The following is a 17745-nucleotide window of genomic DNA, read 5'->3' as shown; positions in this document are numbered from 1 at the left end:
GTTGACACAAAACAAATGTTCGGTTTATAATAAAATCAATAACCGAACATATATTCTTAACGAGGTGTGTAAGTATGAAAAAATTGTGGAATCGATATTCGTATGCTATTATTCTATTCGTTTTAAGCTTTTTTACTGCCTTTATCTTAATAAATCAGCTTGGAGAATCCGAAAATATTAATTATATAAAGATTACTGTCAATGATGGCGACACATTATGGCAAATTGCCGAAGACTTTTCAATGAATCATGAATTAACAGAAATAGAGTTTATTAGCTGGGTCGAGCGGAATAACGGAATCTCAGGGGAAAGAATCTTTCCTGGAGACGAACTCGTCATTCCTGTGTTAAAGGATTATTCATCAGAGGTTCATACCGAGTTAGCAAGTTCCCAATAAAAATATCTTTGTAGAAGGGCATTACATATGAAAGCAATTATTTATTGTAGAGTTAGCACGATGAAAGAATCACAGGAAACATCGCTGGCAAGACAAGAGGAAGAATTAACTGAGCTAGCAATTAAACATGGATTCGAAATTGTTCAAGTCATTCGTGAACAGGCTAGCGGCTATGATTTAGACCGCAATGGAATTATTGATCTTCTGTCACTTATTAAAGATAAAGAAATTAAATATGTTCTTATACAGGATGAAACTAGACTTGGCAGAGGCAATGCAAAAATGGCAATTCTGCACTGTATATTAAAAGAAGAGGTTTTATTATATAGTGTTGCCCATAACGGGGAACTTCAGCTCTCTGAATCAGATTCAATGGTATTAAATATCGTAAGTTTAGTGGAGGAATACCAAAGGAAAATTCATAATATAAAAATTAAACGGGGAATGAAGCGTGCTGTCCAAAGAGGATTTAGACCTGAGAAAAACCTTACAAATCTTGGCATGCATTCTGGCAGGGATCGTATTGAGGTTCCTATCGAGGAAATTGTAAGACTTAGGAAAAATGATTTAACATTCTCTGAAATTGCAGCAACCCTTACAGGACTTGGATATCAAATATCTAAAGCAACAGTACATCGTAGATACCAGGAGTACATAGATACAATAGAAGTGAACGAAAAATAATGTGAATAAATTCTTTTATGTTTAGCTGAAGCTCTATCTAGTAAGGTAGAGTTTTTTCATAATAGCCCTTTCTTGTCAAAATGGCTCTTTTTTAGTAACATGGCAATGGGATTCAATGAAAAATAAAGGAGCTTAACTATGCTGCCAAAAGATAAACTAAATCGAATTAATGCTCTTGCAAACAAGGCAAAGAAAGTAGGATTAAATGAAGCCGAGGCGAAGGAACAGTCTGCTCTTCGCAAAGAATATTTAGAGACCTTCCGCTCATCTATGCTTACTACGCTTAAAGGTGTTACCATTGTTGACCCTAAAGGAAATGATGTTACCCCTGAAAAGCTTAAAAAGATTCAAAACAAAGATCCGCTGCATTAATAAATTAGAAACATGAATGGAAGGAATAAAGCAAATGTTTCCTTCCTTACATATACATAACTTTTTAAGGCAAAATAATAAATAATAGAATTTTAATTATTATTTATACATTTTGTTGTATTAGAAGGGCGCTATCTTTAATATTAGAAGAGTAATAATTATTCGCAGAAGGGATGTCTCACATGTTTGATCAAAACGATGCTTTATCCATAAGTTCTATTCGTACTTTATCTATTGATGCAATTGAAAAAGCAAAATCAGGTCACCCGGGAATGCCAATGGGTGCAGCGCCAATGGCCTATACACTTTGGACTCAATTTATGAATCATAATCCTAAAAATCCTCAGTGGTTTAATCGTGACCGTTTTGTTCTTTCAGCTGGCCACGGTTCTATGCTTCTATATAGCCTTCTTCATCTTTCGGGATATGATGTATCAATGGAGGATATTAAAAACTTTAGGCAATGGGGAAGCAAAACCCCAGGACATCCTGAGTTTGGTCATACGCCTGGAGTAGATGCAACTACAGGTCCTCTTGGGCAAGGAATAGCAATGTCAGTTGGAATGGCAATGGCTGAGCGCCATTTAGCAGCAGTCTATAACAAAGATCAATATAACCTAGTTGATCATTATACATACAGCATTTGTGGAGATGGAGATCTAATGGAAGGTGTTTCTGCAGAAGCAGCTTCTCTTGCTGGCCATCTTAACCTTGGAAGATTAATAGTGCTTTACGACTCGAATGATATTTCCCTTGATGGCGACTTAAATAAGTCGTTCTCTGAAAGTGTTGAACAGAGATTTAAATCCTATGGCTGGCAATACTTAAGAGTAGAAGATGGGAACGATCTAACTGACATTGCAAACGCAATAGAAGAAGCGAAACAAGATGTTAACCACCCAACACTTATTGAAGTAAGAACAGTCATTGGCTATGGATCACCAAATAAATCTGGTAAATCTGATGTTCATGGAGCTCCTCTTGGTGCTGATGAATTAAAGTTAACGAAGGAAGCTTATAAATGGACATTTGAAGAAGACTTCTACGTTCCTGAAGAAGTGTATGAGCATTTCAGAAAGCTTGTCGCAGAACAAGGAGCTAAGAAGGAGCAAGAATGGAATGACCTATTCGCTCAATACAGAAATGAGTTTCCTGAGCTTGCAAATGAGCTAGACCTGGCCATTAAAAGCGAGCTTAAACAAGGTTGGGCAAACGAAATACCTGCTTATGAAGAAGGAAAAAGCATTGCGAGCCGTTCGTCATCTGGCGAGGCATTGAATGCTATTGCCAAAAACCTTCCTTCCTTTATCGGAGGATCTGCTGACCTTGCAGGTTCAAATAAGACAATGATTAAAGGGGCAGGAGACTTTACACCAGAGACTTTTGATGGAAAAAACATTTGGTTTGGAGTTCGTGAATTTGCAATGGGAGCTGCTTTAAATGGAATGGCTTTACATGGAGGATTAAAAGTATTTGGAGGTACCTTCTTTGTATTCTCTGATTACCTTCGTCCGGCTATTCGTCTAGCTGCCTTAATGAAGCTGCCTGTTACGTATGTATTTACACATGATAGCATTGCTGTTGGTGAGGATGGACCAACACATGAGCCAATAGAACAATTAGCAGCATTGCGTGCAATGCCTAACCTATCTGTTGTTCGTCCTGCTGATGGAAATGAAACAGCTGCAGCTTGGAAATTAGCGGTGGAATCAACTGATAAGCCAACAGCCCTCGTCTTAACGAGACAAGATCTGCCAACATTAAAAGGTACAAAAGAAGCAGCATATGATGGCGTTTCAAAAGGGGCATATGTCGTATCACCTGCGAGCAAAGATAAAGCTGATGCCTTATTAATTGCTTCTGGATCAGAGGTAAGCTTAGCAGTTGAAGCCCAGAAAGCTTTAGAATCAGAAGGTATTTCAGCAGCAGTTATCAGTATGCCTTCATGGGATCGTTTTGAAGCTCAATCGAAGGAATACAAGGAAAGTGTAATTCCTAAAGATGTGAAGAGAAGATTAGCGATTGAAATGGGCGCTTCTCTTGGCTGGCACCGCTATGCTGGAGATGAAGGAGATGTCCTTTGCATTGATCAATTTGGTGCATCTGCTCCGGGTGAAAAAATCATGGCAGAATATGGTTTCACGGTTGAAAATGTTGTGGCGCGTGTTAAATCATTATTCTAGAATTTATACGATGAGGAAGAGCACTAGCTGCTCTTCTTTTTTGTCATTAAAAGCTGTTATTTTCTAAAATTTCTTTGTTTCGACAAAATAAGAGGATGTTTTTGACGATTTAAGACACAATGTTCAAAACAATATGATTATAATGAGAGGAAAGTGGGTTGTCCCGGAAGGAGAGGTTTGGATGAGATCCTATCAGTTATATTTAATTGAAGATGAATTTGCCTCCCATTATTTTGGCAGGGAGAGAATGTTTTTTCAGTTATTTCAAGAATTCGAGCACGCGGCTGGTACTATGGAATCCATACTGGCTAAACAAATTCAATTTATAACAAAGCCGATACCGGGATTAAAACTTCATCAATATATTAACCAGCAGATGTATCGAAATAAAGATTTTTTAACTAATAAAGGGTTATATTATATAGAAATGGGAAAAAGAAGCAGTGCCAAACTAGAGATAAAAGACCGCTGTTTAGTATTAGAAGCAAGTGGGAATTATGATGCGGAGACAATCTTTTTTGAGGTGCTTAGAAAAAGCGAGTCATCTTTTCTGGCAATTGATATCGAACATCATCGTTACGGTTGGCTAAAACCAATTAAGGAAAGAAAATTAGTTTAAAATATGATAAAATCGTAAAGCAAATATTGTATAATAGCCTTTGGTTTAGTACACTGTATTGTAGACAACATGAAGGAGGAAATTTGAATGTGGACTTATATTCTAGTTGGTATTCTGGCACTTCTTGCTGGCGTAGCACTAGGATTTTTCATTGCTCGAAAATATATGATGAGCTATTTAAAGAAAAATCCGCCAATTAATGAACAAATGTTAAAAATGATGATGATGCAGATGGGACAAAAGCCATCGCAAAAGAAAATTAATCAAATGATGGCAGCCATGAATAAACAAACAAAATAATGGTGGACGGGCACTCAGTAATGGGTGCTTTTTTATGTACTAAAATTCACATTATATAAATCTTCCTATTTTTTGTAATATTTGATACACTATTTAAGCTAAAGCATCAAGCTCAAAAGGCAATTATTTTCTTTCACTGGATGCCTTTTGACAGGTACAACCTAGATTCAGTTTTTTCAATCCTGGAGGACTAAAGAGATGAGAGTGTTCTTAGATTTAATGTGGTTTTTTAAACAAGAGAAAAAAGCTTATTTAATAGGAATCCTAATGTTATTGCTTGTAGCTTTGCTGCAGCTTGTTCCTCCTAAAGTGATAGGTATTTTTGTTGATCATATTAAGGATCAAACTTTAACTTGGAACAACCTCATTCAATTATTAGGTGCGTTAATAGGTTCAGCCCTTCTCATGTACATTTTACGATATTATTGGCGTATCATGATTTTTGGCTCAGCTGTTAAACTATCGAAACTATTAAGGAATAGACTCTATCATCATTTCACAAATATGTCCCAATCCTTCTATCAAAAGAAGCGGGTCGGTGATTTGATGGCACACGCAACAAATGATCTTCAAGCTATTCAGCAAACGGCCGGAGTAGGTGTATTGACACTTGTGGATTCATTGGCAACTGGAGGATTTGTAATTATTGCCATGGCAGCAACAATTAGCTGGAAACTTACTTTAATCAGCTTAATTCCGATGCCCCTCATGGCGATTTTAACGAGCTGGTACGGAACGATGCTTCATAAGCGCTTTCATAAGGCACAGGAAGCATTTTCAGCTTTAAATGATAAAACACAGGAAAGTGTTACAGGGATTAAAGTGATTAAAACATTTGGCCAAGAGAAAGAAGACATTGAGGATTTTAAGAAGCAATCTGAAGATGTCGTTCAAAAGAACGTCTCAGTTGCTAGAATCGATTCATTATTCGATCCGACCATCTCAATAATAGTAGGCATTTCCTTTTTCCTGTCTATTGCCTTTGGTGCAAAATATGTTCTTAATGGAGAGATGACTATAGGAGAGTTAGTCTCGTTTACGACCTATTTGGGACTGCTTATTTGGCCAATGCTGGCATTTGGCTGGCTCTTTAATATTGTTGAAAGAGGGCGTGCCTCAAATGATCGCGTTACCTCACTCCTATCGGAAAAGGTTGATATTTATGATCTTCCTGACGCTCTAGAAACGGTTCCAAGTGGGGATATTGAATTTAACCTTTCTACTTTTACATATCCGGAAGATAAAATGCCTTTATTGAAGGACATCCATTTTACTCTGAATAGAGGAGAAACGTTAGGGGTTGTCGGTAGAACAGGTGCGGGGAAAACAACTCTGTTAAAATTATTGATTCGTGAATTTGAAGGGTATGAAGGCACTATTATGTTTGCCGGAAACCCATTAAATCATTTTCAAATTGAAAAGCTAAGAGAAGCCATTGGTTATGTACCACAGGATCATTTTTTATTTTCGGCAACCATTGCTGAAAATATTGCTTTTACAAAGCCGCATGCAGATATAGAAGAGATTTATGCTGCTGCAAGGCTAGCAAATATTCATGACGACATTTTACAGTTTTCAGATAGCTATAATACAGTTGTCGGTGAACGTGGAGTATCTCTTTCTGGCGGGCAAAAACAGCGCATCTCCATTGCTCGGGCGTTATTAATGCAGCCTGAGGTATTGATACTGGATGATTCATTGTCGGCTGTTGATGCCAAAACGGAGGAAGCGATTTTATCTGCCTTAAGACAAGAACGTAAAGGGAAGACAACGATAATTACTGCCCATCGTTTAAGTGCCATTCAGCATGCAAATCTTATAATTGTTCTTGACAATGGGGAAATTGTCCAACGGGGCACTCATGAGCAGTTAATGAACGAGAACGGCTGGTATAAAGAGATGTATTTACAACAGCAGCTAGAAGAATTGGTAGAGCAGGGGGGTTAGGATGATGGAAAAAACAAAGGGAATAGAAGGAAAGGAACAGAGGAAGATACTTTTTCGTCTTCTGTCCTACACAAAGCCCCATATGAAAACAATGGTCCTAGCCTTTAGTTTGCTACTAATCACAACAATTGGCGATATTCTAGGACCAATATTGATTAAAATTTTCATTGATGACCATTTAGGACCGCGAAATTTAGCATTTGAACCTATATTTGTATTAGGGGCAGCCTTTATGGGGATTCAAATTATGAATGTGCTTGTCTCTTATTTTCAATTGCTGAAATTTCAGGAAATTGCCTTAAAGATCATTCAACAGCTTCGTGTAGACGTTTTTACTAAGGTTCAGAAGCTTGGTCTAAAGTATTTCGATAAAACACCTGCTGGAAGTATCGTCTCAAGGGTAACCAATGATACAGAAGCAATAAAGGATATGTTTGTGAGTGTGATCGTAACGTTCATTCAAGGGGCATTCCTTTTAGTCGGTATTTTCATTGCCATGTTTGTCTTAAATGTGAAACTTGCTCTATTTTGTTTAATAATCCTGCCAGTTCTATTCTATATCATGCAGACTTATAGAAAATATAGCTCCATTTTTTATCAGGATATGAGGGAGAGACTGAGCGAGCTTAATGCGAAATTAAGTGAATCATTGCAAGGCATGTCGATCATTCAAGTTTTCCGCCAAGAAAAACGGCTTAGAGAGGAATTTGGAAACATTAATGAAAAGCACTATCAAGCAGGGATGAAAAATATTAAAATTGATAGTCTGTTATTACGGCCAGCTATTGATTTAGTCTATGTTTTTGCATTGATCATGATATTAAGCTTTTTCGGCATCACTTCATTCAACAGCCCAATCGAAATCGGAGTTATCTATGCATTTATTAGTTATTTAGATCGTTTCTTTGAGCCTGTTAATCAAATGATGATGAGACTTTCTATGTACCAGCAGGCTATTGTCGCTGCATCGAGAGTATTTATGCTTGTTGATGAAACAGAGCTTGCCCCTGAACAGCAGGGGGATGCGAATAAGAAAATCTTGGATGGGGAAATTGAATTCCGCAATGTAAGCTTTTCTTATGATGGAAAGAGAGACGTTTTGAAGAATATCTCCTTTACAGCTAAACCAGGAGAAACGGTTGCCTTAATAGGGCACACCGGAAGTGGAAAGAGCTCAATCATTAATCTCATGATGCGTTTCTATGAATTTGAAAGAGGGGAGATTTTGATTGATGGAGAGTCAATCAAATCCTATAGCAAGGAAGAGCTAAGGATTAGAATGGGATTAGTTCTTCAGGATCCATTCCTTTTTTTCGGTACGATAAAAGATAATATTCGTCTTCATAACCATGAACTAAGTGATCAAGAAATTGAGGATGCAGCCCAATTTGTTCAGGCTCATGCTTTCATTGAAAAATTAGAGGATGGCTATAATCATCAGGTAGTAGAAAGAGGGTCTACCTTCTCAAGTGGACAAAGACAGCTAATCGCATTTGCTAGAACGATTGCCGCAAACCCAAAAATACTTGTATTAGATGAAGCAACCGCTAATATTGATACAGAAACAGAAGAAGCGATACAGTTTGCATTAGAGAAAATGCGAAAAGGGAGAACGACAATTGCTATTGCCCATCGTCTGTCAACGATCCAAGATGCTGAGTTAATCCTCGTTCTCCATCAAGGTGAAATTGTCGAAAGAGGAAACCATCAAGAGCTTCTAGCAAAACAAGGTTTATATCATAAAATGTATTTATTGCAAAACAGTTCAGGAGAAAAAGTGGGAGATGTCGTTTAAGTCCTTGAGCGTCTGCTCCCAATCTAGAATTAAATGTCGTTGGCTTCATTTCTCTGCGCTGGTGATTACTCCGTACATCAAGGCTTGTTCAATAAATCCAACGGCAATTTAGTTTTTATACAAAAAAAGAAAATCCAGCTCAGGTATGTTTACCTAGCTGGTTATTTTAATGTGTGGGTATTTTTTTACTATAATTTCTGTGATACTCGTTCAGCAAAAGATCAAGTTCTTGGCTATATCTGATGGCCGTGGATGAAGCTAAGCCGTTTTTCATCGCCACTTGTATCAGTTCAAGTCTTTTCTGTTCAATTAAATTGAGTAAATCTTTGTTAGACACATCCAGTTATCCTTTCAGATCGTTATAAGGAGAAGAGAAACAGCATTTCCAACGAACTTGTTGTTTCTAGAAATGTAAAAACATGATAGATTAAAACAAATTTTGTTAACATATGCTATAGTATAGCTAATTTTGGGAATAAATTCAAAAGAAAGTTCTGTAATAAATAAATTATTTTATCTTTTTATAGAGAATTTTAGAAGAGAGACACAAATTGTTCAAATCTAATCATTATCATTTCCTACTAACATTTGTTAGAATGAATAATGAATCGTTTTGAACAGGAGATGTTATGATGGCTGATTTAAATGTGTTCATTGCGTTAGGAGCCGGATTTTTAAGCTTTATTTCACCATGCTGCTTGCCCTTGTATCCAGCTTTTTTATCTTACATAACAGGTATGTCTGTTGGTGAACTTAAAGAAGAAAATGCCATGCTCCAAAGGCGAAGCATGTTGCATACATTGTTTTTCTTAATCGGATTTTCGCTTATTTTTATAGCGATTGGTTTCAGTACTTCATTTGTTGGAACTTTCTTTACGGATTATCAAGATTTGATCAGACAAATTGGCGCCATCTTTATCTTCTTCTTTGGTTTAATGGTTGTCGGTTTTCTTAAACCGGAGTTTTTAATGAAGGAAAGAAGATTTGAGTTTAAAAACCGCCCTTCAGGACTATTAGGGTCAATATTAATTGGAATGGCATTTGCTGCAGGCTGGACTCCATGCACGGGTCCAATACTTGGTGCCGTTTTCTCACTTGCGGTTTCAAATCCTAATTCAGCTATGATTTATATGTTTGCCTATATTCTCGGTTTTGCTGTTCCATTTTTTGTCCTATCTTTCTTTATTGGGAAGCTTAAGTGGATTAGAAAGAACAGTCTCTTTATTGTAAAAGTAGGCGGTTACATTATGATGGTAATGGGTATTGTCTTGTTTTTTGACTGGATGACGAAAATCATTGCCATACTATCACCATTATTCGGAGGATTTACTGGTTTTTAACCAAAAACTTTTAATGACGGGCGAAATTTGTCGGTCTCTTTAAATTGAAATTTCACACAATTTTAGATATATTTTATAGTATGTTCTTTCTTAGAATAAAAATAATCTAGCTTAAATGAAATCTAATAGAGTTCATAAATCCAAATATATAGCAGAAATTATTAGATAAAACTTCCTAATGTAGTTGTCGAGGGGGAAACAGCGATGGCAAGAATACTAATTGTTGATGATGCAAAGTTTATGAGGATAACATTATCCACGATTTTAAAAAAAGCGAACCATGAGATTGTTGGCGAAGGGGAAAACGGCAAAGAAGCGGTTCAACTATATGAGGATTTATTACCAGATTTAGTTACGATGGATATTACAATGCCTGAAATGAGCGGACTTGATGCTGTGAAGGAAATTAAAAAGCAATACCCAAGTGCAAAAGTTATCATGTGTTCTGCAATGGGACAACAAAAGATGGTTGTAGAGGCGATCGAATTAGGTGCAAAGGATTTTATTGTAAAGCCGTTTGATGAAGGTCGTGTTCTAGAGGCCGTAAGTAGAGTCTTAAGTTAACCCGTAAGCACTTGCTGCCTCTGTTTAATCCGATCTAGACGAGTTCGGATTAAACAGAGGCAGTTTTGATGTCTTTTCATTCCTTCTAATAAAGAATTACGATATAATAAAATAAGAAATCACCAATATGTAAGGGATGTAAAACTATGGATATGGTCATTGTTTCATCAATTGGCGCCATTGGCATGGCGATATTTGCCATGTTTCTCCGTATGAAGGCAGCTAAAAAACCAGCTTCAGCCAAAAAAATAATTTTGCCGCCTATTTTCATGAGCACTGGTGCCCTTATGTTTATTTTTCCGTATTTTAGAGTAACTCCCCTTGAAATCTTAGAAGCTACTTTAGTAGGGATGTTATTTTCTATCCTGCTAATAAAAACCTCTAAATTTGAAATAAGGGAAAATCAAATATATTTAAAGCGGTCAAAGGCATTTGTCTTTATCTTAATTGGTTTACTCACACTTAGAATTGCTGGTAAATTGGTTTTGAGTTCTTCCATCGACCTTGGGGAGCTAAGCGGTATGTTCTGGATACTAGCGTTTGGGATGATCGTTCCGTGGAGAGTTGCGATGTATTTGGACTTTCGTAAATTGCAGCGTAAATTAAGTTTATAAATTGAAAATAAAAATATAAAGGCCGCAGATTCGTGAAAATCTGTGGCTTTTGTATTATTAAAACCATTCCCTTTGAGAATGGTTAAAATAAATGCTCGTACGGAGTCATATTTATTTCTTTTTCAACTAATCTTTTTCTTAAAAATTTATGATCACGTTTTGGTGTTGCAACAATATATCCTCTTATTATTAAATCCTCATTGATTGAAGAAACCCTTTCCTTTATCGCAAGTTCACCTATTTTTCCTGCAATTTTTTGCCTTGCTACATCACGGAAAAGTTCGGGTACAGGACTCACAAGATCTTCAAGCAAGTTTTTTCCTTCTTGATTCCAAAGATGCCTAGATTCATTCACATAATATTCTTCCCAATCCATATCCGATTTTCCGTCTTCCTTAGGCATCTTTTTCAGGAATTTCCGAAACATAAAGAAGCCGCCAATGGCAAAAGAACCTGTCAGAACTACAACCCAGAACAGAATAAACCACAAAAACCATCCACTAAGCATTTATACTCACCTTCAAATAATTATACTCATTTTATTATAATCGCTTGTCAGATTGCTTACAAGTTAAGTGATCAATATAATATACAGATTATTTCCTTGCTCAAAATATTTTAAAATACTATAATGAACATGTCCAATACTGGGGCTGATTGGGGTACTGGTGTCCTCCGTAGTCTTCAAAACTATCTGTGACCACCGTGCGTGGTCAGCTGGGTTCGATTCCCAGGCAGTCCCGCCAAGTTAATTTACATTGTTTGATAGAGATGATTTACCTTAACCGAATAAAGCCAACCTATTTATATATTTGGGAAGTTGTACTCTAATCGAAATCTCATACACAAAATAGTCTATCTTTTTAAACAACTTCTTGCTATAATTTATATAAGTGAAAAAACTAGGTGAAGAAGCCTTAAAAGTTAACCGGCTATGGTTAACTTTTAAGGCTTCTTTTTGTTTTAAAGAGTCCCTTCCTGTGAAAACGGTTCCATTAGATTCGATTTAGTATTACTAAGAAGGGCTCTGCATGACTAGGGGGGAGATATTATGTTTGCATGTACTATTAAGAATCAAAGATTCCAATTCAATTCGGTTAAGGAGATTTTAGCAAAAGCAAGTGAGGAAAAGTCTGGGGATAAGATGGCGGGAATCGCGGCTCAATCTTATTTGGAACGAATGGCTGCAAAGGTCGTGCTAAGTGAACTTACTTTAAAAGAGATTTATGAAAATCCAGTGATTCCTTACGAAGCGGATGAAGTGACCAGAATTATCTATGATGGTCTCAATCAATTTATTTAAAAAGAAATATCGAATTGGTCAGTTGGAGAATTGAGGGATTATATTTTATCCCACAAGACGCACACATCTGATTTATTTCGTATTAGCAAGGGTTTAACAAGTGAGATGATTTCCGGTGTGGCCAAACTTATGTCGAGTATTGATTTAGTAGTAGCTTCCCAAAAAATAAGACCGATAGCACATTGTAATACAACAATTGGTGAAAAGGGACGGTTAGCATTCCGCTGTCAGCCCAATCACCCAATTGATAATCCAGAAGGAATATTAGCTTCACTTAAAGAGGGATTGTCTTACGGTTCTGGGGATGCGGTTATTGGTGTTAATCCGAATAATGATTCGGTTGAATCTGTGTCAAGAATATTACACATGACCCATGACTTCATCCAAAAATGGGAAATCCCAACGCAAAATTGTGTCCTTGCGCATATTACCACACAGATGCAAGCATTGAAAAAAGGGGCACCGATAGCTCTAATGTTCCAAAGTCTTGCTGGGACTCAGGCAGCTAATAATGATTTCGGTATTTCAAAAGCATTATTGGATGAAGCATCAGAGATGATGGCCAAATACGGTACATCTACAGGTCCCAATCAGTTGTACTTTGAGACTGGACAAGGATCAGAAGTATCACTTGATGCCCATCTTGGCGTTGATATGCAGACACTCGAAGCACGAACATATGGCTATGCGCGCCATTGGAAGCCGTTCATGGTTAATAATGTATCAGGATTCATTGGGCCTGAAACACTATACGATGGCAAACAATTGATTCGCGCTGACCTTGAGGATCTCTTTATGGGGAAATTACATGGACTTCCAATGGGAATTGCTCCAACCTATACAAACCATATGCAAGCAGACCAAAACGATCAGGAAATTGGGGGAATGTTGACCGCACTTGCTGGGGCGAATTTTTACATGGGTGTACCAGGAGGAGATGATGTCATGCTTAGCTATCAAGATACGAGCTACCATGATGATGCTAGTTTAAGAGAAATGCTTGGCCTGCGCCCATTACGAGAATTTGAAATTTGGCTGGAGAAAATCGGGATTATGGAAAATGGTCGCCTAACTGACCGCGCAGGAGATTTATCGATTTTTAAATAAGAAAGGAGGAGTTCACTAAATGGACATTCAGGCGATTGTTAAACAAGTAATGGCAGAATTGGAGAAAGTGGAACAAACGAACAAGGTTAAAGAAGATAAGAAAATCGAATTGGATAGTGTAGATCAAATTGTCAGGGATATTGTTTTTGAAAAAGAAAAAGTGGTAAGAGTAGAATCCCCGTTGGACCGTGAAGCCATCGAAAAGGTTCGAGCAATTACACCGGCAAGGATTGGTATTGGCCGGACAGGAACACGTATGACGACAAAGGAATACCTTGATTTCCGAATTGATCATGCCGCAGCTCAAGACGCTGTTTTTAAAGGTGTTTCAGAGGAGTTTTTAAAAGAAATGAAGCTCCCAGTCCTCCAGTCCAGGTCAGAGTCAATGGATGATTATTTAATGAATTTAGACAGCGGCAGAAGACTTGATCAAGCATCAAATGATTGGGCTGAAGCGAATCTTGCTAAAAACAAGCAGGTACAAATTATTGTTTCGGATGGACTAAGCTCTACAGGTATTGAAGCGAATGTCCCAGATTTGCTCCCAGCACTTATCCAAGGTTTGAAGGTGAAGAACATTTCGATTGGAGAACCAATTTTTATAAAACGGAGCCGAGTCTGGATTCAAGATGAGATAGCTTCTATTGTCAATTGTGATGTAGTTATATCGTTAATTGGAGAACGTCCTGGACTTGCAACATCAAAAAGTATAAGTGCCTATTTAATTTACCGCCCAAATCAGGATACGGTAGAAGCAGACAGAACAGTGATATCCAACATCCATGATGGTGGAATTCCCCCTGTTGAAGCAGGCGCTTATTTGGCTGATTTACTAGTGAATGTATTAAAACATAAAGCTAGCGGGGTAAAATTTGCTCAATTAAAGTAAGTAAGGATTTCATAGTATTAAAAAATCTATCCTTTTCCATAAAATTCAGAAAATGTCCATAATATTGACATTAATACTCAATAAGCACTATAATAATTCATGTATTCTTTCTTTCTATACTGTAGGAGAGATGTTTATATGAAAAACCTAACTGTTGAAGAATTGTGTCGTCTTCATACGAATCTATCTAGTGATGATGTCAAAAGAATTGAAGAAGTAGTAGTTAATTTGCCATTGATCGCTGACTTAAACAAAGCAAATGTTTTTGTGGATTGCCCTACGAAAGAAGGCAATCATGCAATTGTTGTCGCTGAGGCTGTACCCACTACTACTAAATCAGTCTATAAGAAGCCGGTTGTAGGTAAATTCGCCTATGAAGCATTTGAGCCTTCGGTATTTTTTACATTAAGAACAGGCAAGCCTATCTTTCTTAATCGTGCATTAACCCAAGAAGGCAAAACGGTGGACCAAAGTGTGGTTCCAATAAACGGCTGCAATAATCGTGTAATTGGTACATTAATTATGGAAAAGGATATAAGTGAACAGGTGAAATATCAGCAAAAAATGGAAGCGTTATCAGAAGCGACTGAAACGTTAAGCGAAATTCTCATTGGCATGACAGAGAATCGGCCGATTATTCCTGAGGTGATAGAAGAATCCTTATTCTTTATTGACCAGAATGGGAAGATACTCTATTCGAATCCTTCAGCAACCAATCTTATTCAGGAAATTGGTGAAAGTTGTTCCGAGAATTTGCTAGTACAGTATTTTCCTGATATAGAAGATATTCTTGAATCCCTTGATGAACTATTAGTCCAGGAAGTGACGATATTAAACAAGGTTTTTCAAGTAAAGAAAATTAAACTTGGTCACCAAGATAAGTCCAATGGAACCTTTGTGATCTTTAAGAATATTACGGAACTTAGGGAAAAGGAAAGAGAACTTACTGTAAAGTCAGTGGCAATTCGTGAAATCCACCATCGGGTAAAAAATAATCTGCAAACCGTTGCAAGCCTGTTACGACTTCAAATGCGAAGAGGATTGCCAGAGGAAAGCAAAGTCCATTTTGAGGAAAGCTTGAATCGTATTTCCAGTATTGCGTCAGTTTATGAGATCATTCTTTCCAACTCCAGTGTCGATGAGATTGATATTTATAGTTTAATAGAGAAAATTGGCAATATGTTAGTATCTGAAGCGGGGCCTGAATATCGGGGAATTAACATCACTTATTCAGGACCAAGGCTTCTAATACACTCTAATAAAGCTGTTTCAGTAGCATTAGTTATTAATGAATTGATACAAAACTGTGTGAAACATGCTTTTAATACTAACCATGACGGCAGGATTGAAGTCTTATTTAAACAAAAGGACGATAATATTGAGGTTCAGGTAATTGACAATGGTGACGGGTATTCTCCAGAGGCAAAGTCATCACTAGGTTTGGACATTGTAAAGATGATGATTGAACATGATTTAAATGGTTGTTTTACGATAGAACGTGCCGACCCTGGTACGATTGCCACAGTCAAATTCCCTTTGGAAAGGGAGGTGGTTTATTCGTGAAAAAGAGAATCATGGTCGTAGAAGATGAGTCAATTGTCCGCTTGGATGTGGTGATGATGCTGGAAGATGCAGGTTATGAAGTAATTGCTCAAGCAGGGGATGGAGAATCCGCGATTGAAAAGGCCTTTTCTTTAAAGCCGGATTTAATCATCATGGATATTAAAATGCCGAAACTTAATGGGTTGAAGGCAAGTGAGATCATTTCGAAGAGAACAAATATTCCCATTCTTCTTTTGACGGCATATAGTCAAAGGGAATATATTGATAAAGCGAAGCAAGCTAATATTATGGGGTACTTAGTTAAGCCTATAAGCGAAGCAAATTTAATTCCAGCTGTCGAGATTGCATTAAGGCAAGCCGAAAATGCAAATGGATATCGAGAACAAGTAGAGAACATGAATAAACAGCTGGAAGAAAGAAAAATCGTTGAAAAAGCTAAAGGTATCATCATGCAGAAATTCGATTTATCTGAAGAATTAGCTTTCAGAAAGATGAGGAAAATTAGCATGAATAAGCAGGTAACGCTGGAAAATGTTGCGAAGCAAATCATACTTAAGTACAATGCGTAATTTCTTTCACAAGTGAATAGATCGAGCAAAGGTGCTCTGCGGTTCCTATTTTTTGAACCGTACGGCACCTTTTTGCCTTTTCCAGGTCTATCAGAAAATGAAGGCTATTATTTGAATTTTATTCTTGTCTATGCCTGGATTAGTTATTTTCTTTCACATGAATGACGCAAACATTTTCCTGTTTTATATATTATTAAACTTTTTCAAGGAGGGGAATTATATGGAGATGATTGGAAATATCGTTATCTACATAATCATGGCTTGTGCTGTGATGGGGGCAATTGCAGCTATTCGAAATAGTGATGATGGATTAGGGAAACAATTTATGGAAGGTCTCCACGCTGTGGGTCACATTTTCGTTCCAGCTGCGGGAATCATGGCTTCCATTCCGTATTTATCTTGGTTTATTGACAAAGTGTGTGGACCGTTTTTTAGAGCAATTGGTGCAGATCCAGCCATTGCGGCTACTTCCATTTTAGCAAGTGATATGGGTGGATATCAATTAGCGGAAGTGTTAAAGCAAACCCAGGAAGGTTGGATTATGGCACTGATTGTCGGTTTTATGGCGGGTGCTACGATTGTTTTCTCCATTCCGATGGGTCTTGCCATGTTAGATAAGCGTGATCACAAGTATATGGCGCTTGGAGTAATGTCTGGGGTTTTGACCATTCCAATTGGTGCTCTTATTTCCAGTACTATTATTACTATTTCTGGATCGAAATTTCGCGATTTCATCTCCACTTCAGGAGAGGCGAAATACCAATTTGCTTTAGGTTATGGGAAAGTTCTGTTAAACTTAAGTCCGCTTCTTATATTTGTTGTAGCCATAGCGCTTGGACTATATTTCCTTCCAGACTTAATGATTAGAGGCTTTATGTTGTTTGGACGTATTATGGATGCTGCTATTAAGCTTGTACTTGTATTTTCGATTGTTGAAATTTTCACTGGATTGTTCAGCAACGTATTTGGAAGCTGGGGCTTCCACCCGATCATGGCGGATGCAGATGACCAATTCCGTGCTTTAGAAACGGCTGGTTATATCGGGATTATGTTAGCAGGGGCATTCCCAATGGTCTATTTATTGCAGAAATATGCAGGAGGCCCACTTGAAGCGATTGGACGAAAAGTAGGGCTAAGTAAAGAAGGAAGTGCTGGGATTGTAGCTACAATTGCTAATATCCTTGCTATGTTTAAGCTTGTCAAAACAATGCCGCCGAAAGATAAAGTTATTAATATTTCATTTGGAGTTTGTGCTGCCTTCCTTCTTGGTGATCATTTATCCTTTACTGCCAATTTCCAGCCAACATTAATTCTTCCAATTATGGTTGGTAAATTATCTGCTGGTATTATTGGTATTGGATTAGCCTATTGGTTATCTGTACCAAAAGCTCTTGAATTAGAGAAAAAGGATCGCGAGGCTGGAATTATTGGTAAGGATGAGTATTTACCAAAGAAAGAAAATGTTAAAAAAGCAATGTAACAGGGGTAATCACCTAGG

At 37.4% G+C, this 17745-nt stretch carries 17 protein-coding genes, 1 tRNA gene and 1 pseudogene; 17 read left to right on the top strand and 2 right to left on the bottom strand.

Annotated elements, in window-relative coordinates; translation table 11 throughout:
* Positions 1 to 74: 74 nt before the first annotated feature.
* The 8 genes from yneA (at position 75) to AR328_RS01870 (ending at position 8298) form a co-directional block, all read left to right on the top strand.
* Positions 75 to 398: a cell division suppressor protein YneA gene (gene yneA / locus AR328_RS01905; RefSeq protein WP_066288711.1), complete on the top strand. Its 324-nt coding sequence runs from the start codon at positions 75 to 77 to the stop codon at positions 396 to 398.
* Positions 399 to 425: 27 nt separating this feature from the next.
* Positions 426 to 1082, top strand: a complete 657-nt coding sequence (locus AR328_RS01900; protein ID WP_066288706.1) for a YneB family resolvase-like protein — start codon at positions 426 to 428, stop codon at positions 1080 to 1082.
* A 138-nt stretch (positions 1083 to 1220) separates the two neighbouring features.
* Complete coding sequence (locus AR328_RS01895) at positions 1221 to 1454, top strand: DUF896 domain-containing protein (RefSeq protein WP_066288704.1); 234 nt, start codon at positions 1221 to 1223, stop codon at positions 1452 to 1454.
* A 182-nt stretch (positions 1455 to 1636) separates the two neighbouring features.
* On the top strand, positions 1637 to 3637 hold the full coding sequence (gene tkt / locus AR328_RS01890) for a transketolase (RefSeq protein WP_066288702.1): 2001 nt from the start codon (positions 1637 to 1639) through the stop codon (positions 3635 to 3637).
* A gap of 181 nt (positions 3638 to 3818) precedes the next feature.
* Entirely contained in the window at positions 3819 to 4256 is a 438-nt protein-coding gene (sirA, locus tag AR328_RS01885) for a sporulation inhibitor of replication protein SirA (protein WP_066288698.1), read from the top strand.
* Positions 4257 to 4343: 87 nt separating this feature from the next.
* Positions 4344 to 4556 (top strand): YneF family protein, encoded by a 213-nt coding sequence (locus AR328_RS01880; RefSeq protein ID WP_066288694.1) that lies wholly within the window; start codon positions 4344 to 4346, stop codon positions 4554 to 4556.
* Between the two features lie 198 nt (positions 4557 to 4754).
* Complete coding sequence (locus AR328_RS01875) at positions 4755 to 6503, top strand: ABC transporter transmembrane domain-containing protein (protein WP_066288693.1); 1749 nt, start codon at positions 4755 to 4757, stop codon at positions 6501 to 6503.
* Between the two features lie 4 nt (positions 6504 to 6507).
* Positions 6508 to 8298 (top strand): ABC transporter ATP-binding protein, encoded by a 1791-nt coding sequence (locus AR328_RS01870; RefSeq protein WP_066290129.1) that lies wholly within the window; start codon positions 6508 to 6510, stop codon positions 8296 to 8298.
* Positions 8299 to 8464: 166 nt separating this feature from the next.
* Here the strand turns inward: AR328_RS01870 and AR328_RS22065 are convergent, their stop codons facing one another.
* Positions 8465 to 8635 (bottom strand): aspartyl-phosphate phosphatase Spo0E family protein, encoded by a 171-nt coding sequence (locus AR328_RS22065; protein WP_082677099.1) that lies wholly within the window; start codon positions 8633 to 8635, stop codon positions 8465 to 8467.
* Positions 8636 to 8927: 292 nt separating this feature from the next.
* Here AR328_RS22065 and AR328_RS01865 point away from each other — a divergent pair, with 292 nt between their 5' ends.
* The 3 genes from AR328_RS01865 (at position 8928) to AR328_RS01855 (ending at position 10816) form a co-directional block, all read left to right on the top strand.
* Positions 8928 to 9638 carry a cytochrome c biogenesis CcdA family protein gene (locus AR328_RS01865; RefSeq protein ID WP_269433494.1) on the top strand — a complete coding sequence of 237 codons (711 nt, stop codon included), beginning with the start codon at positions 8928 to 8930 and terminating at the stop codon, positions 9636 to 9638.
* A gap of 204 nt (positions 9639 to 9842) precedes the next feature.
* A complete protein-coding gene (locus tag AR328_RS01860) occupies positions 9843 to 10202 on the top strand; it encodes a response regulator (RefSeq protein ID WP_066288685.1) in 360 nt (119 codons plus the stop codon).
* A 146-nt stretch (positions 10203 to 10348) separates the two neighbouring features.
* A complete protein-coding gene (locus AR328_RS01855) occupies positions 10349 to 10816 on the top strand; it encodes a CcdC family protein (RefSeq protein WP_066288682.1) in 468 nt (155 codons plus the stop codon).
* Positions 10817 to 10898: 82 nt separating this feature from the next.
* Here AR328_RS01855 and AR328_RS01850 read toward each other — a convergent pair whose 3' ends face one another.
* A complete protein-coding gene (locus AR328_RS01850) occupies positions 10899 to 11324 on the bottom strand; it encodes a DUF2621 domain-containing protein (RefSeq protein WP_066288678.1) in 426 nt (141 codons plus the stop codon).
* A gap of 141 nt (positions 11325 to 11465) precedes the next feature.
* Here AR328_RS01850 and AR328_RS22445 point away from each other — a divergent pair.
* The 6 genes and pseudogenes from AR328_RS22445 to eutH all read left to right on the top strand — a co-directional run bounded on the left by AR328_RS22445 (position 11466) and on the right by eutH (position 17727).
* Positions 11466 to 11562, top strand: a tRNA-Sec gene (locus AR328_RS22445).
* Positions 11563 to 11864: 302 nt separating this feature from the next.
* Positions 11865 to 13226 (top strand): annotated as a pseudogene (locus AR328_RS01845) (ethanolamine ammonia-lyase subunit EutB).
* A 19-nt stretch (positions 13227 to 13245) separates the two neighbouring features.
* Positions 13246 to 14115, top strand: coding sequence for an ethanolamine ammonia-lyase subunit EutC (eutC, locus tag AR328_RS01840; protein ID WP_066288675.1), 870 nt, complete (start codon positions 13246 to 13248; stop codon positions 14113 to 14115).
* 138 nt (positions 14116 to 14253) lie between these two features.
* Positions 14254 to 15678 (top strand): sensor histidine kinase, encoded by a 1425-nt coding sequence (locus tag AR328_RS01835; protein ID WP_066288666.1) that lies wholly within the window; start codon positions 14254 to 14256, stop codon positions 15676 to 15678.
* Positions 15675 to 16247, top strand: coding sequence for an ANTAR domain-containing response regulator (locus AR328_RS01830; RefSeq protein WP_066288662.1), 573 nt, complete (start codon positions 15675 to 15677; stop codon positions 16245 to 16247). The genes AR328_RS01835 and AR328_RS01830 overlap by 4 nt, the downstream gene beginning before the upstream one ends.
* A gap of 220 nt (positions 16248 to 16467) precedes the next feature.
* Positions 16468 to 17727, top strand: a complete 1260-nt coding sequence (gene eutH, locus AR328_RS01825) for an ethanolamine utilization protein EutH (protein WP_066288658.1) — start codon at positions 16468 to 16470, stop codon at positions 17725 to 17727.
* Positions 17728 to 17745: the final 18 nt, after the last annotated feature.

It is taken from the genome of Bacillus sp. FJAT-29937 (assembly GCF_001509555.1).
Classification (GTDB): Bacteria; Bacillota; Bacilli; order Bacillales; family Cytobacillaceae; genus Cytobacillus.
Note: the sequence above shows the minus strand (reverse complement) of the source record. Positions and strands in the feature narration are given on the sequence as shown.

Coding starts and splice junctions, on each gene's coding strand:
- AR328_RS01860 (WP_066288685.1), top strand. CDS start 9,843: ATGGCAAGAATACTAATTGTTGATGATGCAAAGTTTATGAGGATAACA.
- eutH (WP_066288658.1), top strand. CDS start 16,468: ATGGAGATGATTGGAAATATCGTTATCTACATAATCATGGCTTGTGCT.
- AR328_RS01875 (WP_066288693.1), top strand. CDS start 4,755: ATGAGAGTGTTCTTAGATTTAATGTGGTTTTTTAAACAAGAGAAAAAA.
- AR328_RS01895 (WP_066288704.1), top strand. CDS start 1,221: ATGCTGCCAAAAGATAAACTAAATCGAATTAATGCTCTTGCAAACAAG.
- AR328_RS01865 (WP_269433494.1), top strand. CDS start 8,928: ATGATGGCTGATTTAAATGTGTTCATTGCGTTAGGAGCCGGATTTTTA.
- AR328_RS01900 (WP_066288706.1), top strand. CDS start 426: ATGAAAGCAATTATTTATTGTAGAGTTAGCACGATGAAAGAATCACAG.
- AR328_RS01880 (WP_066288694.1), top strand. CDS start 4,344: ATGTGGACTTATATTCTAGTTGGTATTCTGGCACTTCTTGCTGGCGTA.
- sirA (WP_066288698.1), top strand. CDS start 3,819: ATGAGATCCTATCAGTTATATTTAATTGAAGATGAATTTGCCTCCCAT.
- AR328_RS01870 (WP_066290129.1), top strand. CDS start 6,508: ATGGAAAAAACAAAGGGAATAGAAGGAAAGGAACAGAGGAAGATACTT.
- eutC (WP_066288675.1), top strand. CDS start 13,246: ATGGACATTCAGGCGATTGTTAAACAAGTAATGGCAGAATTGGAGAAA.
- AR328_RS01835 (WP_066288666.1), top strand. CDS start 14,254: ATGAAAAACCTAACTGTTGAAGAATTGTGTCGTCTTCATACGAATCTA.
- yneA (WP_066288711.1), top strand. CDS start 75: ATGAAAAAATTGTGGAATCGATATTCGTATGCTATTATTCTATTCGTT.
- AR328_RS01855 (WP_066288682.1), top strand. CDS start 10,349: ATGGATATGGTCATTGTTTCATCAATTGGCGCCATTGGCATGGCGATA.
- tkt (WP_066288702.1), top strand. CDS start 1,637: ATGTTTGATCAAAACGATGCTTTATCCATAAGTTCTATTCGTACTTTA.
- AR328_RS01850 (WP_066288678.1), bottom strand. CDS start 11,324: ATGCTTAGTGGATGGTTTTTGTGGTTTATTCTGTTCTGGGTTGTAGTT.